Source organism: Blastomonas sp. CCH1-A6 (genome assembly GCF_001556365.1).
GTDB lineage: Bacteria > Pseudomonadota > Alphaproteobacteria > Sphingomonadales > Sphingomonadaceae > Blastomonas > Blastomonas ursincola.
Genome location: NZ_LSIS01000324.1, coordinates 14,925 through 38,769, shown reverse-complemented (window position 1 = coordinate 38,769; position 23,845 = coordinate 14,925). Strand labels below are relative to the sequence as shown.

Below are 23,845 nucleotides of genomic sequence, written 5' to 3'. Positions count from 1 at the left end.
CGTGTCATCGTCCGGCCCGTTACGCCGGTCAGGATGCCATAGTTACGCGCGCGCCGCCAACGCGGCTTCAATATTTGCTTAAGGACACCTGCATCGAGCGATAGCCGTGCACGAAGCATGCGCGCACGCGCACCGGCTCCTCGAGCACGTTCACCCGCATCCGGCGCTTGGCCATTTCCTCGAGCAGGATGGCGATTTGCAGCTCGGCAAGGCGCGCGCCGACGCAGCGGTGAATGCCATAGCCGAACGCGAGGTGTCGCCGCGCATTCTCGCGATCGACGATGATCTTGTCGGCATCCTCGAACACGCTCTCGTCGCGATTGCCCGAAATGTACCACAAGGCGAGCTTGTCGCCCTTCTTGATGGTCTTGCCGAACAGGTCGTAATCCTCGAGCGCGGTGCGGCGCATATGCGCGAGCGGGGTCTGCCAGCGGATGATTTCCTGCACCGCATTGGGGATCAGTTCGGGATTCTGCTCGAGCTTCTCGCGCTGGTCGGGGAATTGCTGCAGGCCATAGACCAGCCCCGACATCGAATTGCGCGTCGTGTCGTTACCGCCGACGATCAGCAGGATGAGGTTCCCCATGAACTCGAACTCGTCCATCTCGCTCATCGCGTCCGAATGGATCATCATCGAGATGAGGTCGGGCGTGGGCTCGGCGTTGATCTTGGCATCCCACAGGTTCTTGAAATAGGCGCCCATCTCGTAAAGGTGCTTGAGCCGCTCCTGGCGCAGCTCCTCACTATGGACGAGCTCGATATCGCCCGCCCAGTCGGACCATTCGGTGAGCTTGCGGCGGTCCTCCCAGGGAAAGTCGAACAGGATCGCGAGCATCTGCGTGGTCAGCTCGATCGAGACCTTGTCGACCCAGTCGAACGGCTGGTCCCAGGGCAGGCCGTCGAGAATCTCGGCGGTGCGGCGGCGGATGTCGTCCGACATGCGCTTCATCTCGGTCGGGGTGAAGGCGGGCGCGACGGTTCGGCGCTGGCCGGTATGCTTGGGCCGGTCCATCGCGATGAACATCGGCATCACCAGCTCGGTGCCGTCATCGATCCGGTCGGCCAGCGTGATGCCGCCATGTTCGTAGGACGAGGAGAAGATCTCGGGCAGGGCCTCGACATGCTGGATCGCCTTGTGGCTGGTGACGTTCCAGAAATTGCCGAACATGCCGTTTTCGGTCCAGTGGATCGGATCGAGCTCGCGCATCTGGCGGAACGGCTCCTGCCAGCGGTCTTCGACATACCAGCTGGCATCGCTCATGTCGTAATTCAGCGCGGCGCCGGGTTCTTTCAAAACGGTGGCCATGGCTCTCTCCTTCGATGCAACCCGGCCCGACAGGGTCCGGTGCAATGTCGTCCGGGACCGGGGCTTGCGAAGTCCCCGCAGGTGCCGCGTTCTCGCGGTCTGTCGGACGGAAGGTCTCACCTTGCTGACAGCTTTGTCAATAGGGTTTCGATCTGAAACCGATAAGGCGCCGCGAGCCAGCGGCAAGGCCTTGGCGACGAACGCAAAAAAACGGCCGGGATGTTGCCATCCCGGCCTTGAGTTGTCAGTTCGCAGGAGGAACCTCTGGAGGTCTGCGCCGGGTGCTAGCTGTTCCCGCCGCAGACCAAACTCGTGAAATCAGTAGTTATAGGCGCGCTCTCCATGTTCGGAGATGTCGAGCCCGGCCTGCTCGACCTCTTCGGAGGGACGCAGACCGATGGTGAACTTGAGTGCGTAGAAGAGCACGGCGGAGACCAGGCCCGACCAGAGGATGGTGATGCCCACCGCCTTGATCTGGGTGATGACCTGTGCGGCCATGTCATATTCGCCCACGCCTGCCGGGAAGACGGTGTAGTCGAAGAAGCCCTGGCCACCGAGCGCCGGGTCGGCGACGATGCCGGTGCCGATCGCGCCGATGATGCCGCCGACACAGTGCACGCCGAACACATCGAGCGAGTCGTCATAGCCGAGCTTGTTCTTCACCGTGGTGACGAAGAAGAAGCAGACGATCGAAGCCGCGAAGCCGAGCAGGATCGAGGTCATCGGCGCGGCCAGACCCGAAGCCGGGGTGATGGCGACGAGGCCTGCAACCGCACCGGTGGCAGCGCCCAGCAACGAGGGCTTTTTGTGGACGATCTGTTCGATCACGGCCCAGGCGACGGTGGCGGCGGCAGTGGCGACGAAGGTGTTGATGAAGGCGACGGCGGTGACGCCATTGGCTTCCAGATTGGAGCCGGCGTTGAAGCCGAACCAGCCCACCCACAGCAGCGAGGCACCGATCATGGTCATCACCAGCGAATGCGGCGGCATGTTCTCGGTGCGGTAGCCCAGGCGCTTGCCGATCACGAGGCAGCCGACGAGCCCTGCGATACCGGCATTGATGTGCACCACGGTGCCACCGGCGAAGTCGAGCGCACCCATGCCCCAGAGCAGACCGGTGTCGGTCGGCGCGTCAGGCAGGAAGTCCGGTCCAGCCCAGTACCACACCATGTGCGCGACCGGGAAATAGGCGAGCGTCAGCCACAGCACCGTGAAGATGATCAGCGGGGTGAACTTCACGCGCTCGGCAAAGGCCCCGACGATCAGCGCCGGCGTGATGCATGCGAAGGTCATCTGGAACACCACGAAGGCCAGCTCGGGAATATAGACGTTGTTCGAGAAGGTCGCGGCAAAGGTGGTGCCGTCGACGCCCGCCAGGAACGCCTTGGACAGGCCGCCGATATAGGGCGATCCGCTGGTGAAGGCGAGGCTGTAGCCCCAGCTGACCCAGACGAGCGCGGCGACCGACACGATGGTCAGCACCTGCATCAGCACCGAAAGCATGTTCTTGGTGCGCACCAGGCCGCCATAGAACAGCGCGAGGCCGGGGATCGACATCATCAGCACCAGCACCGCCGAAACGAGCATCCAGGTGGTGTCGCCCTTGTCGACCATGCCCGCCATCTGCTCGGCGGTCGGGGCCTTGATCGGGCCTTCGGCCACGGCGGTGACGGCCTCTTCGACCACTTCTGCAGCCGGGGCGGCGGTCGCAGCCCAGGCCTGGGCTGCGGTGAATACGCTAAGCGCTGTCGTTCCGACCACAGCGCCAATCTTGTGCAAAGGTTTCATCATTCCCCTTTCCCCTTACAGTGCCGTGTCGCCGGTCTCGCCGGTGCGGATGCGCGTCGCTGCCGCCAGGTCGAAAACGAAGATCTTGCCGTCACCGATGGAATCCGTGTTGGCGGCTGCCTGAATGGTTTCGACCACCTGCGGCGCGATATCGTCGCTGACCGCGATCTCCAGCTTCAGCTTGGGGACCATGTTGGTGGTATATTCGGCACCGCGATAAATTTCGGTCTGGCCCTTCTGGCGGCCGAAGCCCTTGACTTCGGTCACGGTCATGCCCGCGACGCCCAGGCTGGTAAGGGCTTCGCGCACCTCGTCGAGCCGGAAGGGTTTGATAATGGCAATGATGAATTTCATTACGCCCCCATTGGTTATTTTATTGCGGGGTTGGCCCCGTCACCGCAGCAAAGCTACGCAAGCCACGTGCCAAATGCTGGAATCGGGCGATTCCTAATGAATCGCTAACCGCGCGGCAGGCTGGCGCGCTCAAAATTTGTGCACATGCGAAGTGGTGCGTAAAATTTAGGCAGCATTTGTGCTGCACCTGCACACATCACGGGCAGGTGCACCTTTCCCTTTGCGCTCGGTTGCCCGTGCGGCTAATCCGCTTTTCGTGACGGAAGCTGCCATATCGATCGACAATCTGCGCAAGCTCTATGCGGGTGCAGGCAAGGCCCCCGACAAGCTGGCGCTCGACGGCGTCAGCTTCGATGTCCCGCGCGGACAGATTTTCGGCCTGCTCGGCCCCAATGGCGCGGGCAAATCGACACTGATCAACATCCTGTCGGGCATGGTGCGCAAGACCTCCGGGTCGGCGCGCATCTGGGGCTTCGACATCGATGCCGATCCGCGCAACGCCAAGGCCTCGATCGGCATCGTGCCGCAGGAAATCGTGTTCGATCCCTTCTTCACCCCCGCCGAGGCGCTCGAGCTGCAGGCCGGATTGTTCGGCGTGCCCAAGCATCAGCGGCGCACCGCCGAGCTGCTGCGCGCGGTGCGGCTGGAGGACAAGGCCAATGCCTATGCCCGCACGCTCTCCGGCGGGATGAAGCGGCGGCTGCTCGTGGCCAAAGCCATGGTGCACTCACCGCCGATCCTGGTGCTCGACGAGCCGACGGCGGGCGTCGATATCGATCTGCGCCAGCAGCTCTGGGATTATGTGCGCGAACTCAACCGCGCCGGGGTCACTATCGTGCTGACCACGCACTATCTCGAGGAAGCCGAGGAATTGTGCGATCGCATCGCGATCATCAACCATGGCAAATTGATTGCAAACAAGCCGACGGCCGAGCTGGTCGGCATGGCGCGCGAGAAGCTGATCGTGCTGACGCTCGACCAGGATGTGGTCGCGCTGCCCTCCGATCCTGATTTCGACAAGGTCAGCAAGCTCACCGACCGGGTGATCGAAATCGGCTATAGCAAGGACCGGCTCAATGCCGGCCAGGTGATGACCCGCGTGCGCGCCGCCGGATACGATATTGTCGATGTCTCGACCCGCGAGCCGGACCTGGAAGACGTGTTCCTCAACCTCACCAAGGCGGCGGCCTAGGCCATGGCGGGGGGCAGGCAGCATGATGTCCTGATCATCGGATCGGGCGCGGCGGGGCTCACCGCGGCGCTCAGCCTTGCGCGGCACTGCCGGGTGCTGGTGCTCGCCAAGGGTGACATTTCGGGCGGATCGACCGCCTGGGCACAGGGTGGCATCGCGGCGGTGCTCGAGGAAGGCGACACGTTCGAAAGCCATATCGAGGACACGATGGTCGCGGGTGCCGGGCTCAACCGGCGCGAGACGGTCGAGTTCGTGGTCGAGAACGCTCCGGCAGCGATCCAGCATCTGGTCGATCTCGGCGTACCGTTCAACCGCAACGGCGGCAGCGGCGACCATGCCGACGACCTGCACCTCACGCGTGAGGGCGGGCACAGCCATAGGCGCATCGTGCATGTCGACGATGCCACCGGCTGGGCGGTACAGCAGGCGCTCGAACGCGCGGCGCTCGCCAACCCGAACATCACATTGCTGCCCGACATGGTCGCGATCGACCTGATCGCCGACCGGCACCGCGTCTCGCCTGCGGGCGACAAGCGGATCTGGGGGGCCTATGCGCTCAACCGCGCGACCGGCCATGTCGAGGCGCTGACCGCGCGCGCGACGCTGCTGGCGAGCGGCGGGGCGGGGCGCACCTATCTGTTCTCGACCGCGCCCAGGGGTGCCACCGGCGACGGCATTGCGATGGCCTGGCGCGCGGGCGCGCGCGTCTCGAACATGGAGTTCATGCAGTTCCACCCGACCTGCCTCTACAATCTCGACGTCAAGAACTTCCTGATCACCGAGGCGGTGCGCGGCGAGGGCGGGCACCTGCTGATCCCCGAAACCGGCTATCGCTTCATGGGCGATTTCGACGAGCGGCTCGAACTCGCCCCGCGCGATGTCGTCGCGCGCGCGATCGACCATGAGATCAAGCGGCTGGGGCTCGACTATGTGCACCTGGACATCAGCCATCAGCCGCCCGAATTCGTGAAGGGCCATTTCCCGACGATCTACGACAAGCTGCTGGGCCTCGGCATCGACATCACCCGCGATCCGATCCCTGTGGTGCCCGCGCAGCATTATACCTGCGGCGGCGTGCTGATCGATCTCAACGGCCGCACCGACCTGCCGGGGCTCTATGCCGCGGGCGAGGTCAGCCAGTCGGGGCTGCATGGCGCGAACCGGCTCGCGTCCAACAGCCTGCTCGAATGCTTCGTCTTCGGCGATGCGGCGGCGAAGGACATTATCGAACATTGGGACGAGCTCGGCCCGCCGCCCGCCATCCTGCCCTGGGACGAAAGCCGCGTCACCGATTCGGACGAGGAGGTCGTCGTCCAGCACAATTGGCGCGAGATCCGCCGCTTCATGTGGGACTATGTCGGCATCGTGCGCACCACCAAGCGGCTGGAGCGGGCGCGGCATCGCATCGAACTGCTGCGCAGCGAGGTCGAGGAATATTACGGCAATTTCCGCGTCACTCCCGATCTGGTCGAGCTGCGCAACCTGATCGAGGTCGCCGACCTGATCGTCCGCTCGGCGCTCGAACGCAAGGAAAGCCGGGGGCTGCACTATAACAGCGATTATCCCGACCTGCTGCCGGTGGCGGAAGACACGGTGCTGGTTCCCTGAACCCAAAGCCCTCCCCCTTGATGGGGGAGGAGAGAGTGCTGCTATCGCGCCATAGCGAGGGAAAGGCACTGCTCATCGCGCCCAACGCCGGGTTCGCCGCAAAAGCGGCCCGGCATGCGGAACCCGTGGCTAGACCGCTTCAGCGCGGATACATCTGTCAGTCCGCATGGTCGCCAACCCGAAGATGCTGCTAGAAAGCCCTGCATGGTCGCCCGTCCGCTGGTCCTGATCCTCGCCACCGCTGCCTTGTCGGCATGCGTATCGACGCCGAAACAGGTTGCGCAGCCGCGCCCCGCGCCGCCTGCGCCCGCGCGCGTTCAGCCGGTGCCGCCGCCACTCGCGCCGCGCGCCGCCAATGTCGTGCCGCAGGGGCTGCGCGACGAACTGCAGGAGCTCTGGCGCACCTTTCCCGGCAAGACCGGCATCGCGGTGCGCCGCATCGATGGCGACTGGGTGGTGGGCCAGCGCGGCGGCGAGCTGTTCCCGCAGCAGAGCGTCTCGAAGCTCTGGGTAACGATGACCGTCCTGGAAAAGGTCGATCGCGGTGAACTGACGCTCGATCAGCAGGTGACGATCACACCCGATGACCTGACCCTGTTTCACCAGCCCCTTGCGGCACGCGTGTCGCGCGAGGGCGTGGTGCGCGAAACGGTGCGCTCGCTGATCAACGAGGCGCTCACCGCCAGCGACAACAGCGCCAATGATGCGCTGCTGCGTACCGCCGGGGGTCCGGCTGCGGTGCAGGATTTCCTCCGCCGCAAGGGCCTTGCCAACATCCGCTTCGGTCCTGGCGAGCGCCTGCTGCAGAGCTCGATCGCCGGCGTCGAATGGCGGCAGGAACTCTCGGCCGGGCGTGCCTTCCAGGCGGCGCGCGAGCGCGTCCCGCTCGACCGGCGGCGCAATCTGCTGTCGGCCTATGTCGCCGATCCGATCGACGGGGCCAGCCCCGAAGGCATTGTCGATGCGCTCGCGCGGCTGGCACGCGGCGAGTTGCTCTCGCAGAGCTCCACGCGGCTGATGCTCGACACGCTTGGCCGTACACGCAGCGGACCCAATCGGCTGAAAGCGGGGGTTCCTGCGGGCTGGCAGTTCCTCCACAAGACCGGGACCGGGCAGGATCTGCCTCCGGTGTCGACCGGCTATAACGATGTCGGCATCATGACCGCGCCTGATGGGACCCGCTATGCCGTAGCGGTCATGCTCGCCGAGACCACGGCGAGCATCCCGGCGCGCATGCAGCTGATGCAGGCGGTGTCGCGCGCGGTGGGGCGCTGGCACCAGCGCTGATCGGCGCGCGGTAATCAGCGCTACCGCTTCACGAAACATTGTGTTATCCGAAGGGCGGGAGACATTTGTTTCGTTCGCCGCATCCGGCATCTGCGATTTGGGAATCGCGATAGACCGGGACGGCAGGAGAGCTGCGAACTCATGTCGTTCCCCCATCCCACCTGCCTGTCCAGGCCCGTCCTCTGACCGCCCCCCAGATGGTGGCATCGCCTGCCGTTCCGCCGCGCGCCAACCCGCTGACCGATTCGGCCAGCTGGACCGCCATGCGCAACGCGTGCATCGCCGATCCGGGCGGCTTTCATGGCGACCAGGCGCGATCGTCGATCTGCTGGTATCTGCCCGACCTCCAGGCCTGGGGCTATTTCGACCGCGATGCCGGTGCATGGACCGGCTGGGACGCGACCACGGGCGCGCCGCTGAGTCTCGACCTGCCGGCCGACTATAACCCTTGGGAGCGCGGGCTCAATGCCGACAACCCGCCCAACTGGCGTTGGTTCGAGGGCGCGTTCACCAATAGCGGCTTCAACGAGGTCGACCGACACGTGCTCGCCGGGCACGGCGCGGAAACCGCGCTGATCTTCGAGGGCGACCGCTGGAACATGTCCAGCGACAACGGGCGCGGCGGACCGGTCGACTGCTATCCCGTGTCGCGCAAGCAATTGATGCTGGAGGCGGCGAAATGCTCGCTGGCGCTGGCCGGTCTGGGCCTGAAGGCGGGCGACCGCATCGCGCTCAACATGCCGTCCATCCCGGCGCAGATCTACTGGACCGAAGGCGCCAAGCGCGCAGGGATCATCTACACGCCGGTGTTCGGCGGGTTCAGCGACAAGACCCTGTCCGATCGCATCGCCGATGCAGGGGCGCGCATCGTCATCACCGCCGATGGCAGCTATCGCAACGCCCAGATGGTGCCGTTCAAGACGAGCTATACCGACCCTGCGCTCGACAATTTCATCGGCGTGGGCACCGCGATGGATCTGCTCGCCGGCGCGCTGAACGATCCCGCGAACGAGGCCGATGACAAGGTGCGCGGCGCGATTACCGATGCGGTGACCGAATTGCTCGGCGGCGAGGTCACGGTCGAACGCTCGGACGTGATGCGCGGCGTCGGCCGTGCGCTCGACGATCTGGCGCAGGGCTCGGCGCTCAATGCCGCCCAGTCGGCGAACCTGCGCATGGCGATCGCGTCTGCCCTGGTCGATTCGCCGCCGCGCGTCGAGGCGGTGGTGGTGGTGCGCCATACCGCGCAGCCCGACCTGGTGTGGAACGCGCAGCGCGACCACTGGAGCCATGACCTGACTGCAGCCGCGCTCGGGCAGATACTGGACGCCGCGCGCGCGCTCGGGCTCGATGTCGCCGATGAGGCGGCTTTGCTCGCGCTGCCCGATGCCGATTTCGTCCGCGCGATCTGGGCGGTGTCGAAGCCGCTGCCGGTCGATGCCGAATATCCCAATTTCATCATTTATACCTCGGGTTCGACCGGAAAGCCCAAGGGCGTCGTGCATGTGCATGGCGGCTATTGCGCCGGTGTCGCCGCGACCATGCCGGTGGCGTTCGATGCCGCGCCCGGCGATGTCATGTTCGTCGTCGCCGATCCGGGCTGGATCACCGGGCAGAGCTATCTGATCGCAGGATCGCTGCTGTGCCGGGTGACGACGATCATCACCGAAGGCTCGCCCGTCTTCCCGCATGCGGGTCGCTTCGCCTCGATCATCGAGCGGCACAAGGTGCAGATCTTCAAGGCGGGCGTCACCTTCCTGAAGAGCGTGATGCAGGACCCGGAGAATCTGAAGGACATCCAGGCGTACGACATGTCCTCGCTCAAGGTCGCGACCTTCTGCGCGGAGCCGACCTCGCCCTCGGTCCAGGCCTTCGCGATGGAGCATGTCACCCCCTGGTATATCAACAGCTACTGGGCGACCGAGCATGGCGGCATCGCCTGGACGCATTTCTACGGCAATGGCGATTTCCCGCTGCGTCCCGACGCGCACACCTATCCGCTGCCCTGGATCGTCGGCGATGTCTGGGTCGAAGACCCCGACGCGCCCGATCTCGAATTCGGGCTGGAACGCGAGGAGCCGGGCGGCGTCGCCTGGCGGCGCGCGAAAAATGGCGAGAAGGGCGAGATCGTCATCGCGCTCCCCTATCCCTATCTCACCCGCACCATCTGGGGCGATGCCGAGCAGTTTGCTCTCGAAGAGGTCGCGGGCGGCATCCGCGTCAACCCGCTCTGGCGCGGGGATGCCGCCCGTTACGCCAGCACCTATTGGGGCCGGTGGAAGGGCACCTGGGCTTATACCCAGGGCGATTTCGCGATCCGCCACGAGGATGGCTCGTTCTCGCTGCATGGCCGGTCGGACGATGTGATCAACGTCTCGGGTCACCGCATCGGCACCGAGGAGATCGAGGGCGCGATCCTGCGCGACAAGACGCTCGATCCGGGATCGCCGGTGGGCAATGTGCTGGTCGTGGGCGCGCCGCACCGCGAGAAGGGGGCGACGCCGATCGCGTTCGTCACCACGATTGCCGGGCGCAGGCTCACCCAGGACGACCGCCGCCGCCTCACCGACCTAGTCCGCACCGAAAAGGGCGCGGTCGCGGTGCCGCAGGATTTCCTTGAGGTCGCCGAATTTCCCGAGACGCGCTCGGGCAAGTACATGCGCCGCATGGTGCGCGCGATCGTCGAGGGCGGCGATATCGGCGACACCTCGACGCTGCGCAATCCCGAGAGCATCGATGCGCTCAAGGCCGCCGTCGCCGCCTGGCAGCGCAAGCAGCAGCTCGCCGAGGATCAGGCGCTGTTCGAGCGCTATCGCTATTTCCTCATCCAGTACAACGATCTGGGCGACGGCCGGCGTGTGGCGACGGTCACCGTCACCAACCCCCCGGTCAATGCGCTCAACGAACGCGCGATCGACGAGCTGGTCATCGTGGTCGAGCATCTCGCGCGCAAGGACGATGTGATCGCGGTGGTGTTTACAGGCCAGGGCACCGCCTCGTTTGTCGCAGGCGCGGACATCCGCCAGATGCTCGAAGAGGTGAACAGCGTCGAGGAAGCCGGCGTGCTGCCCAACAATGCGCAGCTGGCCTTCGCGAAGATCGAGACGATGGGCAAGCCGTGCATCGCGGCGATCCAGGGCGTGGCGCTGGGCGGCGGGATGGAATTCGCGCTCGCCTGCCATTATCGCATTGCAGAGCCCGTGGCGCGCTTTGGCCAGCCCGAGATCAACCTCAGGCTGCTGCCCGGCTATGGCGGCACCCAGCGGCTGCCGCGCCTGCTCGCCGAACGCCGCGCTGCCGATGGCCTGCGCGATGCGCTCGACCTGATCCTGGGCGGCCGCGCGATCGGAGCGCAGGAAGCGCTCGAGCTGGGCGCGATCGAGCAGATCGCCGATGGCAGCGACGATGTGCTGAGCATGGCGCACGCGATGGTGCGCGATTATGCGCGGCACGGGGCCGAAAGCACGCTCGGCAAGGCCTTTGCCGACCGCAAGGCGATGACCAAACGCTGGGCCCATGCGGCGCATATCGATCTCGACGCGGTGCTCGAGGACGCGTTTCTCCAGCGCATCCTCAGGCAGCTCGACTGGGCCGGTCGCGGCGAGGCGGGCAGGCGCGCGCTCGATGCGGTGCGCACTGGCTGGACGCAAGGCATGGCCGCAGGGCTCAAGCGCGAGGGCGAGCATTTTGCCGAGGCGATCATCGATCCCGAAGGCGGCAAGACCGGTATCCGCCAGTTCATGGACAAGCAATCGCCGCCGCTGCCCGTCCGGCGCAACGGCGTGTGGATCGATGCGGAGCATGAGGCGAACAAGGCGGCGATGATCGCGAACGGCCAGCTGCTCCCCGTCGGCGCGCCCTTCTATCCCGGGGTCACCGCGATACCGGCCAAGCAGCTCGCCTTCGGCATCAGCCGCGACCCCGATACCGGCGCACCGCGCTTCGGCCCGCCAGCCAGCCATGAGCGCGAGCATATCGTCCCCGTGGTCACGCCCGAGCCCAACGAGGCGCTCGTGTACATGCTGACCAGCGAGGTCAATTTCAACGACATCTGGGCGCTCACCGGCATTCCCGTCTCCCCCTTCGACGCGCATGACGAGGACGTCCAGATTACAGGGTCAGGCGGGCTGGCGCTGGTCGCCTCATTGGGCAGCGAGGTGAAGGCCGAAGGGCGCTTGCGCGTCGGCGACCTGGTGGTCGTCTATTCGGGCACCTCGGACCTGTTGTCACCGCAAGCGGGCGACGACCCGATGTTCGCGGGCTTCGCGATCCAGGGCTACGAGACCAAGACCGGCAGCCATGCCCAGTTCCTCAACGTCCAGGGGCCGCAGCTGCACCGCGTGCCGCCCGACCTGACGCTCGAACAGGCAGGAAGCTATGTGCTCAATCTGGGCACGATCACCCGCTGCCTGTTCACCACGCTGCAGATCGTGCCGGGCAAGACGATCTTCGTCGAGGGATCGGCCACCGGCACCGGGCTTGATGCGCTGAAATCGAGCATCAAGTCGGGCCTCAAGGCGACGGGCATGGTCTCGAGTGACAGCCGCGCGGCCTTCGTCAGGGAACAGGGCGCGGTCGGTGCCTTGAACCGCAAGGACCCGCGCTTTGCCGGAGCCTTCACTGCCGTTCCTGACGATCCCGAGGCCGCAAAGGCCTGGGAGCGCGACGGCGAAGGCATTCTCGAGGAATATCGCCGCATGAACGGCGGCAGGCTCGCCGATTTCGTCGTCAGCCATGCTGGCGAAAGCGCCTTTCCGCGCAGCTTCCAGCTGCTCGAGGAGCATGGCACGCTCGCCTTTTACGGGGCATCCTCGGGCTATCATTTCAGCTTCATGGGCAAGCCTGGCAGCGCCGCACCGTCGGACATGCTGGCGCGTGCGCAACTGCGCGGCGGGGAATCGGTGCTGCTCTATTACGGCCCGGGCAGCCGCGATCTCGCCGATCCGCTGGGGCTGGAGATGATCGAGGCGGCGCGGCTGTACAAGGCGCGCACCGTGATCGTCACCACCACCGACGGCCAGCGCGAGTTCCTGCAGTCGCTGGGGCTCGAGGAATCGGTCGAGGGCATTATCAGCCTCGAAGGGCTGAAGCGCCGCGATGCCGAGTTCGTCTGGCCCGACAGCCTGCCACGCCTGCCCGATGCCCGCGCCGATATTGAGCGGTTCAAGGAAGGCGTGCGCCGCTACCAGCAGCACACGATGAAGCCCTTCGGCACGGCGGTCGGCAAGATCCTGGGATCGCCGGGCAATCCGCGCGGCGTGCCCGATCTGGTGATCGAGCGCGCGGGCCAGGATTCGCTCGGCGTGTCGACCTCGCTGGTCAAACCGTTCGGCGGCCGCGTGGTCTATGCCGAGGAGATGGCGGGCCGCCGCTACACCTTCTACGCGCCGCAGGTCTGGACCCGGCAGCGCCGCATCATCATGCCGACTGCCAACATCTTCGGCACGCACCTGTGCAACGCGCACGAGGTGACGGTGATGAACAATATGATCGCGGGCGGGCTGCTGAGCGTCACCGAGCCCTTGGTCGTCGACTGGGACGGCCTGCCCGAGGCGCATCAGGCGATGTGGGACAACCGGCATACCGGCGCGACCTATGTCGTCAACCACGCCCTGCCCGCGATGGGCCTGCGCAGCCGCGACGAGCTGCTCGAATATTGGGCCAGCACTTCCACCCTCCCCAGGGATTGACCGAACCACGATCGCCCTGGTCCGGCGTTGCAGGAGAGACAAGACATGACGGCAGGCAAGGGCAAGGGGGCCAAGGTGGACCCGGCGAGCGGCAAGGCGGCGACTGGGCGGCTGGCGGGCAAGGTGGCCTTGGTCACCGGGGCTGCGGGCAATCTGGGCGGCGCGATCATCCGCCGCTTCATCGCCGAGGGCGCGACCCTTGTGATGACCGGGCGCACGGCGGAGCGGCTGGCGGCGGCGAAACAGGCGCTGCTCGACGAGACCGGGGTGGAGGAAGCGCGCGTCTTCACCGTGATCCTCGACGGGGCCGATCCGGATTCGGTGCGCGCAGGCATCGACCAGGTCAAGGCGGCGCTCGGGCGGATCGACGTTCTGGTCAACAATGCGGGTTCGGCCGGGCCGCGCCAGACACTCGAGAATGTGCCGCTGACCCGCGCCGAGATGGAGGCCAATGGCGATAGCGAGACCGTCGCCGATGCGATGCGCAACCTGCTCGGCGTCAGCTGGAACCTGACGCGCGCGGCAGCCCCGATCATGCCGGTGGGCGCATCGGTGGTGAACATCTCGACCATCTTCTCGCACACCCGCTATTATGGCCGCACCGCCTATGTCGTGCCCAAGGCCGCGCTCAATGCGCTGAGCCAGGAGCTGGCCAAGGAGCTGGGCGCGTCCGGCATCCGCGTCAACACCGTCTTTCCTGGCCCGATCGAGAGCGAGCGCATCCGCACCGTCTTCGCCGCGATGGATGCGCTGCAAGGCGAGCCGGAGAACACCACCGCGAACCATTTCATGGGGCGGATGACGCTCGAACGCGCGATCGGCGATGCGCCGAAGCGCAAGACCCTGCCGGTGCCGGGCGACATTGCCGATGCCTGCCTGTTCCTCGCCAGCGATGAATCCGCTGCACTCAACGGCAACGAGATCGACGTCACGCATGGCATGCAGGTGCGCAAGGATTCGCGCTCCACCTATATGACGCGCCCGTCGATGCGCTCATTGGACGGCGCAGGGCTCACCGTGCTGATCGCGGCGGGCGAAGCCTGGGAAGACGCGCTCGAAATGGCCAAGATCCAGGCGGCCTGCGGTGCGCGCGTGTTGCTGGGCATGACGCGCCAGGTCGATGTCGCGCAGGCCGAGGCGCGGGTAAAGGCGCAGGGGGCCGAAGAGGGGCTCACCATCATGCGCTTCAACCGCGCCGAGCCCGACGGCATGGAGGCGGCGATCCGCGCCTATTCGGATGCGCATGGCGCGATCCACAGCGCGATCGTGCTGCCGGTCAAACCCGCAGGCCATTTCGGCAATTCGCTGGTCGAAGCAAGCGATGCCGAGGTCGATGCGCTGATCGATATCGAGCTCACCGGCACCATCGCGGTCGCGCGCACGCTGCGCCGCTACTGGAAGACATGCACCGACCTGATGCAGGACCCGCGCTTCGTGTTCATGTCGGGACCCAGCGACGGCAAGGGCAACAAGGCGGGCCGCATCCTCACCGCCGCGATCGCGCAGCTGATCACCATCTGGCGCGACGAATCGCGCGTCGATTTCGCGCAGGGCCGCCAGAAGCGCGCCGCCTGGGGCAACCAGATCGTGCGCTATACCAACGAGGAGGACGAGAACACGCGCTTTGCCGCAGGGCACGCGACGCGCATCGTCTTCAAGGAACAGAAGATCACCGAAACCTCGCTCTATCTCCCCGCCAATATCGGCGAGGAGACGGGCGCGCGCCGGGCGATGCTGGGCTTTGCCGAGAACATCACCGGGCTGCATCTGGGCAAGGTGGCGATGATTACCGGCGGTTCAGCGGGGATCGGCGGCCAGGTCGCGCGGCTGCTCGCGCTCGCCGGGGCCAAGGTGATGATGGTCGCGCGCCGCGCCAGCGAACTCGAGGCCGCGCGCGAACGCATCGTCGGCGAGTTGCAGGATGTCGGCTTTGCCGGGGTCGAGCGCCGGGTGAAGATCATGGCCGATGTCGATGTCAGCGATTTCGATTCGCTGCGCCGCGCCGCTGATGCCACCATGGCCGAGTTCGGGCGGATCGATTATCTGATCAACAATGCCGGGGTCGCAGGCGCGGAGGACATGGTCATCGACATGAGCCTCGACATGTGGCGCTGGACGCTCGATGCCAACCTCATCAGCAACTATCTGCTGATGCATTATGTTGTGCCGATCATGAAGCGGCAGGGTTCGGGCTATATCCTCAACGTGTCGAGCTATTTCGGCGGCGAGAAATTCCTCGCGGTCGCCTATCCCAACCGCGCCGATTATGCGGTGTCCAAGGCCGGTCAGCGCGCGATGGTGGAGAGCTTCTCGCGCTTTCTCGGCCCCGAAATCCAGGTCAACGCGATCGCGCCCGGCCCGGTCGATGGTGACCGGCTTTCGGGCACCGGCGGCAAGCCCGGCCTGTTCCTGCGCCGCGCCCGCCTGATCCTCGAGAACAAGCGGCTCAACGCCATCTATGCCGCCGTGATCGAATCGATCCGCGAGGGCGCGGAGGTGACGCATGTGCTCGGCCGCCTGGCGCGCAACGATACCGGCTATCTCAGCCACGACCGCTCGACCCCCGATCCGCTGCGGCTGCTCTGCCTCGAACTCGCGCGCGAGGGCGACGGCATCTGCACCTGGGATCGCTATCTGCTCACCCCCGATATCGCCGGGCGCCTGCTGATGCGGCTCGCCTCGGCGGGCTATCTGCTCGCGCATGACGAATGGCAGCAGCGCAGCGCGAGCGCCGAAGGCCGCACCGGCTGGCTGCTGGCATTGCCGCCCGACGACATGCCGTACCTGCCGCAGGAGCGCATCGGCAAGGAGGCGGACAAGGTCGGGCGCGGCGTGCTGTCGCAGCTGCACCTGGGCGCGATGCCCAAGGAGAGCGAGGTCGCGCAGGCCACCGTCTTCTATCTGGCCGACCGCGCGGTGAGCGGCGAGACCTTCATGCCCTCGGGCGGGCTCAGCGTCGAACGCTCCTATACCGAGCGCGAGATGTTCGGCAGCCCCAAGCAGGAGCGGCTCGAGCAGATGAAGGGCAAGACCGTGTGGGTGATCGGCGAGCATCTGGCCGATTACATCGCCGAGACCGCCAACCATCTGATCGGCGGGCTGGGCGTCGCGCGGATGGTGCTGCTCACCCGCAGCGAGGCGGGCGGCGCGAGCGTGCTCGCCCTGCTCGACCAGGAGATTGCCGACAAGGTCACGGTGCGCGTGTGCGGCGCGGATGTCGAGAGCGCGATGGACCAGGCGCTGACCGATTTCGGCCGCCCCACCACGGTCGTCTCGACCCCGATGGCGGGCCTGCCCGACCGGCTGTTCGAGGATGGCGCGATGCTCGAGCCCGAGGAGTTCCGGACGCTGTGCGAGGAGAACCTCACCCAGCACTTCCGCGTCTCGCGCAAGGCCTCGCTCTATGACGGCTGCCAATTGGTGCTGGTCTCGCCCGACGTGCCCTTCGGCCAGAGCGGTCCGGCCTTCGCGCTCGCCAATTTCGTCAAGACGACGCTGCACGCGTTCACCGCGACCTTGGCGGTGGAGAACGAGCGGCTGGTGCACGATGTTCCGACCAACCAGATCAACCTCACCCGCCGCGTCCGCTCCGAAGAACCGCGCAATGCGGTGGAGCACCAGGAAGAGCTCAAGCGCTTCGCCCGCGCGGTCCTGCTGGTCGGCGCCCCGCTGCCCGATGCGCAGGATTCGCGGTACAGGGCGCGGATCTACAGGGGTACGTCGATGACGGTGTGATTGTGGTGCTTCGGTTCCAAAGCTATGTTGTTTGCAGACGCAGACGAGGAACTGCAGTGGACGACGAGCGATCGATAATCGAGGGGATAGAGCAAGGCCTTGCTGATGTGCGGGCCGGCCGGGTGATTTCTCACGAGAGCGTCGTGCGCGAATCGGAAGCAATGATTCACGCGTTAAGAAACGCCTTGATTGAGGGCGAGCGTTCGGGTGAACCTCGTGGCCTGGATTTTGATGCCTTGAAGACAAGAAAACGGGTACAGCGGACTCGCAGGCGCGCATTTGCCGGGCCATCGGAGAGCAACTGAAAGTGATGATCGCACCGTATTGGTGTTGATCAGGGAGTCCGACTATGTCAGAACCTTCGGGCGAGAAATCGTGTGAGGGGTTGGTGACCGCCCACCGCTCAGTTTACCGGTTAGATAAATGAAAAAGCGTACTGGTTAGGCCAGCGCCGGGTGTGAGCGCGGACACGCTCCTCCCGGCCAAGCCGCCAGCGCCGATACGAGCGTACAAATACACGCCGCATAGACAACCGCCTTTCTTCCATGCGGGGCTGAGCCCGCGCTCCGGAAGGCCCTTTGCCCCCGCGCCCATTCAGGGGCCTTGGGGTGGAGCAAAAAGACGGTGGACGATCACCGAGAACAAACATCAAACAATTTTCGAGATTCGGTCAACCACTTACTGTGGTGGGTGTGGATAACCTGTGGAAAATGACGGGTCTAACTTGCCTTTCCCACCAGATACAGCCCCCGCCCATGCGCTTTCAGCCAGCGGTCGGCGGACTTGCGGTCGCCCTCGAACAGGTGGTCGAGCCAGGCGTAGAAGTCGGGGCTGTGGTTCATGTGCTTGAGGTGCGCGACCTCGTGCGCGACGACCGAACGGCGCACCATGTCCGGCGCGAGGATCAGCCGCCAGTTGATGCGGATCGTGCCACTGGCCGAACAACTGCCCCAGCGGCGCGCGGCGCTGCTGAGCGCGAGCGATGGCGTCGCGATGCCCGCGCGGGCGCAATAATCGGCCAGATCGGCGGCGCAGAGCCTCCTGGCTTCGGCCTTGAGCCAGCGGGTCAGGCGCGGTTCGACCGAATCGCGCGCGCCGCCCAGCCGGATCACGCCATCGGCGGCAACCACCTTGCGGCCATGCGCAGCATCCCAGTCGATCCGGTGCGCTGTTCCGCGAAACGGAAGGACCGCGCCCGGCGCGATCGGCGTCGCGGTGCCGGCGCGCGCGAAGCTCGCCTCGATCCATTCGGCCTGGGTGCGGGCAAAGGCGATGGCTTCGCCCAGCCGGGCGTGGCGCGGCAGGGTCAGCAGCAGCGCGCCTTTCGCTGGATCGGTGCGCAGCCGGATCGTCCGCGCACGCGGATGGCGGCGCACGAGCAGCGCGTAATCGCGGCCGTTGATCGTCAGCCGCTGCGGGGCTTCGGGCGCGTCGGGTCTGCGCAGCAGAAGGCGGGCTATCGGCATCGGCCGCTCGCCCTCACAGTTCTTCCTCGATGATATGGTTCTCGATGGGACCTGCATGCACCTCGGAAATCACCCGGCCGATCACCGAATGGCCGCCCGCGTGCATCGCCGCCAGGCTTCCGGTCTTCAGATGGTGCCAATCGGGCAACGGCAGGCCGTCGGCGCGCAGGCGATAGGCGCAGGTCGAGGGCAACCAGGCGATCGAGCCGACATTGCCCTGGGTCAGCCGCAGGCAATCGGGCACCAGCGCGCGGCGGTGGCGATAATCGGCGCAGCGCGCGGTGCGCGTGTCGAGCAGGCGGCAGGCGACATTGGTGGGGTAGATATGCCCCGTATCCTCGTCCTCCACCTTGTGCAGACAGCATTTGCCGCAACCGTCGCACAAGGCCTCCCATTGCGCGCGGTCGAGGCTCGCCAGCGGCTGCTCCCAGAACGGGGTCAGCTGGTCCATTTGTCGATTTCGGCGGCGATCGCTTGCGGATCCTCGTCATAGGGCAGCAACGCGATCGGCTCGCCCTGCTTGCCCATGAGATAGGCCTGGCGGCTGTGATCGACCAGATAGGCCTTGGGGTCCGCGCCGGCGGGCTTCTGCGCCTTGTACATGACGAGATAGGCATCCGCGACCGCCTTGATCTGCGCAGGCGTGCCGGTGAGGCCGATCAGCCGCGGGTGGAACGCGCCGACATACTGCTTGAGCACCGCAGGCGTATCGCGCTCGGGATCGATGGTGATGAAGATCGGCTGGATGGCCTTCGCGCGCTCGGGCTGGTCCTTTTCGAACCTGGCAAAACCGGCGGCGACCTTCTGCAGGTCGACCGGGCACACATCGGGGCAGTAGCTGTAGCCGAAATAGATAATGCGGAACTTGCCGGCGAAATCGGTGTCCTTCACCGGCTTGCCGTCCTGGTCGGTGAGCGTGAACGGCCCGCCGATCTTCGCGCCCTCGAGCGGGGCTTCGGGCTTGGTAGCAGTGCTGTCGCACGCGGTCAGGGACAGCGGAAGCACCAGGGCGAGCGCGGCGGCGAGGGCGGGAAAAAGGGATTTGTTCATGACAGGTTCGTCTCTGCTCTGCTATGCAGGCGCTTTCAAGGGGGCATTGCGGTCGGCAGCTCCAATGGCCGCGTTCCCGATGCCAGCATATCAAGGATCATGGACCCTGTGACACCCCGAATGAACCGTTTTTCGCGCCTGTGGTCGGCAGTTCTGGCCTTTGCGCTGCTCTTCCCCGTTGCTGCCCAGGCCCAGTTTTCGGACAGCTACAATTTCCTCAAGGCGGTGCGCGAGCGCGATGGCGACAAGGCGACGCAGATGCTCAACGAGCCGGGCAGCACCATCGTCAACACCAAGGACATTACCAGCGGCGAGACCGCGCTGCACATCGTCACCGCGCGACGCGACCTTACCTGGATGGGTTTTCTGCTCCAGCGCGGGGCGAACCCCAATGCGCGCGACAAGAACGGGGTGACGCCGCTGATGCTGGCAACCAACCTGCGCTTTGTGGACGGTGCCGAAACGCTGCTTGGCCGCAAGGCTCAGGTCGATGCCACCAACAATTCGGGTGAGACCGCGCTGATCCGCGCGGTGCAGCTGCGCGACCTCGCCATGGTCCGGCTGCTGCTCAAGAACGGTGCAAACCCGGACAAGCAGGACACGATCGCGGGCCAGTCGGCGCGCGATTATGCCAATGGCGATTTTCGCAACCCGCAGATTCTCGAGGCGATTACCGCCAGCGACAAGGACCGCAAGGCAGGCACCGGTGCGCCCAAGGTGTTCGGCCCGACGGGGTAAGGCTTGGCCCCAAATCCTCCCCCAGCGAGCTGGGGGAGGATTTCGTTACCCCTCCGGAAACCGCTCGAATTCGGGCAGTTCGTGCGCCTGCCGCATCCACCCGATCCGGTCGGCTGTCTGGATGTGCGCCATCGCCGGAAAGGCATCGGGATCGTCGAAGGTCGCGGTCTGAATATCGACCAGGCCAGGCAGCACCGCCTCGTTGACGTAGAACAGCCCCGTTCCGCAATTCGGACAGAAGCTGCGCTCGGCAGTCTCGGACGAATGATAGACGGCAGGCGTGCCCTTCAGCAGGTGAAAGGTCGTGCTCGCCACCGCGGTCCAGCCGACGGCAGGTGCTCCGGCACAGCGGCGGCAATCGGTGCAGTGGCACAGCGCGGTGCGCGCCGGTTCGTCCTGTTCGCCCGGGGCGTCGACGGCAAAGCGCACCGCGCCGCAATGGCATCCGCCTTCCTGCCGAGTCATGCGCTGGCTCCTTCGGCTTCGGCCTTGGCCTTGGCGATCAGTTCGTTGTCGATCGCCTTGCCCCGCTGATAGGCCGGGCGCGCGCGCAACCGTTCGGCATAGGCGGCGAATACCGGATGAGGGGGAAGAGTCCCGAACGCCTGGCCCCAATCGACCTGCGCGCCGACATAGACATCGGCTGCGGTAAACCGGTCGCCGCAGACATAGTCGCGATCTGCCAGCCACCCGGCGAGAGTCTCGACGGCAAGCTCGTAGCTGCCATAGCCGAGCATCGCCTGCTTGTCCTCGGGGCTCTCCCATTTCATTGCATGGTTGATGATCGCCTGTTCGAGTGGTCCCGCGCCGAAGAACATCCAGCGATAATAATCCGCGCGCTCCTCGGCCAGCGGCGCCAGCCCGGCATCGGGAAAAGCTTCGGCCAGATAGGCGCAGATCGCGGCGCATTCGGTCACGACCTTGCCATCGTGGACGATCGCAGGAACCTTGCCCATCGGGTTGATCGCCCGGTAATCCAGCCCCTTCATCTCGGGCCCGTATTGCACGATGCGCTGCTCGTACGGCGCGCCCAACTCTTCCAGCATCCAGCGAGCGATCTGCCCGCGCGACATGGGGTTGGTGTAGAATATCAACTTGCTCATGGCTTCATCCCCTTTGTTCCGACTCGAGGTCGCAGATGGAACATAGCAGGAACATGAGCGCGCTCCAAGTCGGGTCAGCAACCCTCGCCGGTGACCACCGCGCCGAGCAAGCCGCCAAGGCCACCCTTGCACTTTTTCTTTTTCTTCGGCGGTTCGGCCTCGCTGCTGTCGCCGCCGCGCATCATCGCGTCCATGTCCGGCCCGTTGAGCAGCCACATCGAGTTTGAGCGATAGCGCACGCGTGCCGTCCATTCGGGCTTCCACGGCGTCTTCGCGTTGGCGGGACGCGGCGGATAGGCGAAATTCGCTTCCGGCCCATAGGCATAGAGGTTGCCGAGCGCGAACTCACCGCCCGCTGCGGTCACCTCGGCGGGCACGGTGCAACTGGTCTGCGATGGCGGCATGACGACCTGCTGCTGGATCAGCTTTGCCACCTGCGCAGGCGCGATCCAGTCCCACAACGCGCCGCCGAACTGGCGCGAGGCCGAGGACGACCACCAGACCATGTCCTGGAACTCGCCCTTGCTGTTGGCCTTGGCGGTCATCACCCAGGCATAATAGCCGGTGGCGTTGGCGACGGTGTTCCAGCTGATCTGCGTCGCGCCCCCTGCCAGCGGCGAGGACTTGCCGGTGATCGCGGGCATGAAATCCTGCGCCAGCGCGAACTTGATCTCGGGCGAATAATTGCCCGCGACGCGATGCTCGCCGAGCAGCGAGCTGTCACTGCTCAGCAGCTTGCGCGTTTCGGCATTGGGCCATTCGCCATAGGTGCGGCTGTTGCCCGCTGTCACGCTCCGATCGACCGGCATCGCGCCTGCGAACAGGTCGGGCGGCACCTGGCCCGCCGTCAGCTTGGCGAAATCGATCACCACCGGCTGGCCGGGACCTGCCTTGGCGCCGCAGCCCCAATAGATCAGCAGACGGCCCTTGGGGCGCTGGAAGTCCTTGGGCAATTGTTCGGGCACATCGGTGCGCGTTCCCGGCTTGGGGCTGACCAGCGGGACCGATGCGCCGAGCTTGGCGACGGCGGGCATGAAATGATCGGCCTTGGGCGCGCCGCCCGCTGGAGCGCTGGAAGAACCCAGCCGCAGGATCAGCTCGTGCGCCTGCTTGTTGCCGCCGCCGCCGAACATCATCGAAAGCCCTGCACCCATGCCGCTGCCCATCGCGGCGAGGCCCGTGACGGTGCCGACATCCATGTCGTACCGCGCGATGGGGCTGGCTGCCTGCTGGCTGCTGACGGGACTGGCGACCAAGACCGCGATCGCGGCGGCGGACAGGCTGAATACGGCGGAACGACGCGCGGGCAAGGGCATGATGGACTCCCGGTAAAACAAGGACATGCAGGCGAGTCGCCTGATAGCATCATCCTGTAGTTTCAGGGAGTCCTACGCGCAGTGCGCTGGGTCATAGGATGTCAGCCGATCGGCAATGTCGTCGGCGGAAACGCGCTCTTTGCCAGCTTGTTGATAGCATCGGGCACGAATCTCTCTGCAAATCCTGCCACAAAGGCATAGACCATGAGCTTGAACAGGTCGGCACGGGTGGAAAGGCCAAGTGCCTGATAGGTTTGATCCGCCCAATGGGAGCAGTTCTTGCCTAGCACGCAAACCGGAGGCAGCACATTCTGGTCGGTTGGCATACCGGCCAATTGCGGGATTAGCGTGTCGAGCAGCCCGGCTGAGATCAGAGCATAGACGAACAGCGCCGAGATCCCGCCAATGCCGATAGACATGATGATGCTGAGCCATCCTACGCGCAGGCTGATCAGTTCGAAGATGCCGTCATCCACCATGGCGTCGCGAGACGTTGCCTTCTGCAGCCGCTGTATGGTGGAGATCATGCCTCCCGCCATCCCGACGATGGTAATCAGCAGCAAGGCTTGCTGGGCAATCCGGGGAACGACAGCAGTCGCGGTCGCAGCGGAGATGGCGATGAGGACCAAGGCAAGCGCCGACACGATGAACATCAAGCGCCGGATTAGAAGTTCACGGTTGAAATTGACCTCGTAATTGCTGTGGATCACGCCGAGCAAAGCGCGTGCGCGCTGAAGCAGCACCTCCCCACCAGCGTTTGCAGGCCGGTCATCTTCGAGGCTGTCGATGAATGCGTCCGCCATGCTGCCGGGGACCACCCGCCTGAAACGGTTCTCGATAGTCCAGAACTGCTCTCGAAGGGCGACTTCCGGGATCAGGGACAGCAAGTCGATCTCGATCTTGAACAACTGACCCAGGGATGGATTTGCCCCTTTCAAGGGATCCAGGTCCTCGAATTCCTGGGTGATGATCCTGGCCATTTCCGCCTTCTGCATGCGGACAGGATTCATTTCGACCTCGCCCGAGGTTTCGGGTGGATAATAGGCTGCGAAACGTCCGCGCATGGTTTCGTAATAGGTTCGCGCGATCAAACTCTGATCGGAAAATACGGCCATAGCGCCACCTGCCCCAAGGAGATGCTATTGGACGCATTTCGGGCCAATTTCACCAGCGCTTGCCGCTCGGTTATGGAGCAGGTTGATCCCCAACCCC

General features: G+C 65.3%; 17 protein-coding genes. 7 read left to right on the top strand and 10 right to left on the bottom strand.

All coding sequences use genetic code 11. The annotated features are described in order from the left end of the window. Positions 1–67: 67 nt before the first annotated feature. The 3 genes from AX735_RS15805 to AX735_RS15795 form a co-directional block, all read right to left on the bottom strand. Positions 68–1,306, bottom strand: a complete 1,239-nt coding sequence (locus AX735_RS15805; RefSeq protein ID WP_066282299.1) for a cytochrome P450 — start codon at positions 1,304–1,306, stop codon at positions 68–70. A gap of 318 nt (positions 1,307–1,624) precedes the next feature. After that, the gene (locus AX735_RS15800; protein ID WP_082751153.1) at positions 1,625–3,094 is read right to left on the bottom strand and encodes an ammonium transporter; all 1,470 of its coding nucleotides are present in this window, start codon (positions 3,092–3,094) and stop codon (positions 1,625–1,627) included. Positions 3,095–3,109: 15 nt separating this feature from the next. Next, the gene (locus tag AX735_RS15795; protein ID WP_023839107.1) at positions 3,110–3,448 is read right to left on the bottom strand and encodes a P-II family nitrogen regulator; all 339 of its coding nucleotides are present in this window, start codon (positions 3,446–3,448) and stop codon (positions 3,110–3,112) included. Between the two features lie 256 nt (positions 3,449–3,704). Here AX735_RS15795 and AX735_RS15790 point away from each other — a divergent pair, with 256 nt between their 5' ends. The 6 genes from AX735_RS15790 (at position 3,705) to AX735_RS25960 (ending at position 17,265) form a co-directional block, all read left to right on the top strand. Beyond that, positions 3,705–4,640 (top strand): ABC transporter ATP-binding protein, encoded by a 936-nt coding sequence (locus AX735_RS15790; RefSeq protein WP_066282297.1) that lies wholly within the window; start codon positions 3,705–3,707, stop codon positions 4,638–4,640. Positions 4,641–4,643: 3 nt separating this feature from the next. Continuing rightward, entirely contained in the window at positions 4,644–6,248 is a 1,605-nt protein-coding gene (gene nadB, locus AX735_RS15785; protein WP_066282294.1) for an L-aspartate oxidase, read from the top strand. A 204-nt stretch (positions 6,249–6,452) separates the two neighbouring features. After that, the gene (locus AX735_RS15780; RefSeq protein WP_066282292.1) at positions 6,453–7,535 is read left to right on the top strand and encodes a serine hydrolase; all 1,083 of its coding nucleotides are present in this window, start codon (positions 6,453–6,455) and stop codon (positions 7,533–7,535) included. A gap of 197 nt (positions 7,536–7,732) precedes the next feature. Then, positions 7,733–13,225, top strand: a complete 5,493-nt coding sequence (locus tag AX735_RS15775) for an AMP-binding protein (RefSeq protein WP_066282290.1) — start codon at positions 7,733–7,735, stop codon at positions 13,223–13,225. 45 nt (positions 13,226–13,270) lie between these two features. Further along, on the top strand, positions 13,271–16,960 hold the full coding sequence (locus tag AX735_RS15770) for an SDR family oxidoreductase (protein ID WP_066282287.1): 3,690 nt from the start codon (positions 13,271–13,273) through the stop codon (positions 16,958–16,960). A 56-nt stretch (positions 16,961–17,016) separates the two neighbouring features. Further along, a complete protein-coding gene (locus tag AX735_RS25960; protein WP_082751152.1) occupies positions 17,017–17,265 on the top strand; it encodes a type II toxin-antitoxin system ParD family antitoxin in 249 nt (82 codons plus the stop codon). Between the two features lie 414 nt (positions 17,266–17,679). On the opposite strand, the gene AX735_RS15765 is transcribed toward AX735_RS25960, so the two are convergent. From AX735_RS15765 to AX735_RS15755, 3 genes are read right to left on the bottom strand one after another with little or no spacing between them, the layout of a single operon-like run. Then, a complete protein-coding gene (locus AX735_RS15765) occupies positions 17,680–18,426 on the bottom strand; it encodes a M48 family metallopeptidase (protein WP_066282282.1) in 747 nt (248 codons plus the stop codon). A 13-nt stretch (positions 18,427–18,439) separates the two neighbouring features. Continuing rightward, entirely contained in the window at positions 18,440–18,877 is a 438-nt protein-coding gene (locus AX735_RS15760; RefSeq protein ID WP_066282281.1) for a YcgN family cysteine cluster protein, read from the bottom strand. After that, a complete protein-coding gene (locus AX735_RS15755; RefSeq protein WP_066282278.1) occupies positions 18,865–19,476 on the bottom strand; it encodes an SCO family protein in 612 nt (203 codons plus the stop codon). The genes AX735_RS15760 and AX735_RS15755 overlap by 13 nt, the downstream gene beginning before the upstream one ends. Before the next feature lie 120 nt (positions 19,477–19,596). Here AX735_RS15755 and AX735_RS15750 point away from each other — a divergent pair, with 120 nt between their 5' ends. Then, complete coding sequence (locus AX735_RS15750; RefSeq protein ID WP_231750143.1) at positions 19,597–20,214, top strand: ankyrin repeat domain-containing protein; 618 nt, start codon at positions 19,597–19,599, stop codon at positions 20,212–20,214. A 45-nt stretch (positions 20,215–20,259) separates the two neighbouring features. On the opposite strand, the gene AX735_RS15745 is transcribed toward AX735_RS15750, so the two are convergent. The 4 genes from AX735_RS15745 to AX735_RS15730 all read right to left on the bottom strand — a co-directional run bounded on the left by AX735_RS15745 (position 20,260) and on the right by AX735_RS15730 (position 23,748). Next, the gene (locus AX735_RS15745; protein WP_066282274.1) at positions 20,260–20,679 is read right to left on the bottom strand and encodes a GFA family protein; all 420 of its coding nucleotides are present in this window, start codon (positions 20,677–20,679) and stop codon (positions 20,260–20,262) included. After that, the gene (locus tag AX735_RS15740) at positions 20,676–21,317 is read right to left on the bottom strand and encodes a glutathione S-transferase family protein (RefSeq protein ID WP_066282272.1); all 642 of its coding nucleotides are present in this window, start codon (positions 21,315–21,317) and stop codon (positions 20,676–20,678) included. The genes AX735_RS15745 and AX735_RS15740 overlap by 4 nt, the downstream gene beginning before the upstream one ends. A gap of 74 nt (positions 21,318–21,391) precedes the next feature. Next, a complete protein-coding gene (locus tag AX735_RS15735; RefSeq protein WP_066282269.1) occupies positions 21,392–22,633 on the bottom strand; it encodes a hypothetical protein in 1,242 nt (413 codons plus the stop codon). Positions 22,634–22,734: 101 nt separating this feature from the next. Further along, positions 22,735–23,748 carry a hypothetical protein gene (locus AX735_RS15730; protein ID WP_066282263.1) on the bottom strand — a complete coding sequence of 338 codons (1,014 nt, stop codon included), beginning with the start codon at positions 23,746–23,748 and terminating at the stop codon, positions 22,735–22,737. Between the last annotated feature and the right edge of the window lie 97 nt (positions 23,749–23,845).

Coding starts and splice junctions, on each gene's coding strand:
- AX735_RS15805 (WP_066282299.1), bottom strand. CDS start 1,306: ATGGCCACCGTTTTGAAAGAACCCGGCGCCGCGCTGAATTACGACATG.
- AX735_RS15800 (WP_082751153.1), bottom strand. CDS start 3,094: ATGAAACCTTTGCACAAGATTGGCGCTGTGGTCGGAACGACAGCGCTT.
- AX735_RS15795 (WP_023839107.1), bottom strand. CDS start 3,448: ATGAAATTCATCATTGCCATTATCAAACCCTTCCGGCTCGACGAGGTG.
- nadB (WP_066282294.1), top strand. CDS start 4,644: ATGGCGGGGGGCAGGCAGCATGATGTCCTGATCATCGGATCGGGCGCG.
- AX735_RS15780 (WP_066282292.1), top strand. CDS start 6,453: ATGGTCGCCCGTCCGCTGGTCCTGATCCTCGCCACCGCTGCCTTGTCG.
- AX735_RS15775 (WP_066282290.1), top strand. CDS start 7,733: ATGGTGGCATCGCCTGCCGTTCCGCCGCGCGCCAACCCGCTGACCGAT.
- AX735_RS15770 (WP_066282287.1), top strand. CDS start 13,271: ATGACGGCAGGCAAGGGCAAGGGGGCCAAGGTGGACCCGGCGAGCGGC.
- AX735_RS15765 (WP_066282282.1), bottom strand. CDS start 18,426: ATGCCGATAGCCCGCCTTCTGCTGCGCAGACCCGACGCGCCCGAAGCC.
- AX735_RS15760 (WP_066282281.1), bottom strand. CDS start 18,877: ATGGACCAGCTGACCCCGTTCTGGGAGCAGCCGCTGGCGAGCCTCGAC.
- AX735_RS15755 (WP_066282278.1), bottom strand. CDS start 19,476: ATGAACAAATCCCTTTTTCCCGCCCTCGCCGCCGCGCTCGCCCTGGTG.
- AX735_RS15750 (WP_231750143.1), top strand. CDS start 19,597: ATGAACCGTTTTTCGCGCCTGTGGTCGGCAGTTCTGGCCTTTGCGCTG.
- AX735_RS15745 (WP_066282274.1), bottom strand. CDS start 20,679: ATGACTCGGCAGGAAGGCGGATGCCATTGCGGCGCGGTGCGCTTTGCC.
- AX735_RS15740 (WP_066282272.1), bottom strand. CDS start 21,317: ATGAGCAAGTTGATATTCTACACCAACCCCATGTCGCGCGGGCAGATC.
- AX735_RS15735 (WP_066282269.1), bottom strand. CDS start 22,633: ATGCCCTTGCCCGCGCGTCGTTCCGCCGTATTCAGCCTGTCCGCCGCC.
- AX735_RS15730 (WP_066282263.1), bottom strand. CDS start 23,748: ATGGCCGTATTTTCCGATCAGAGTTTGATCGCGCGAACCTATTACGAA.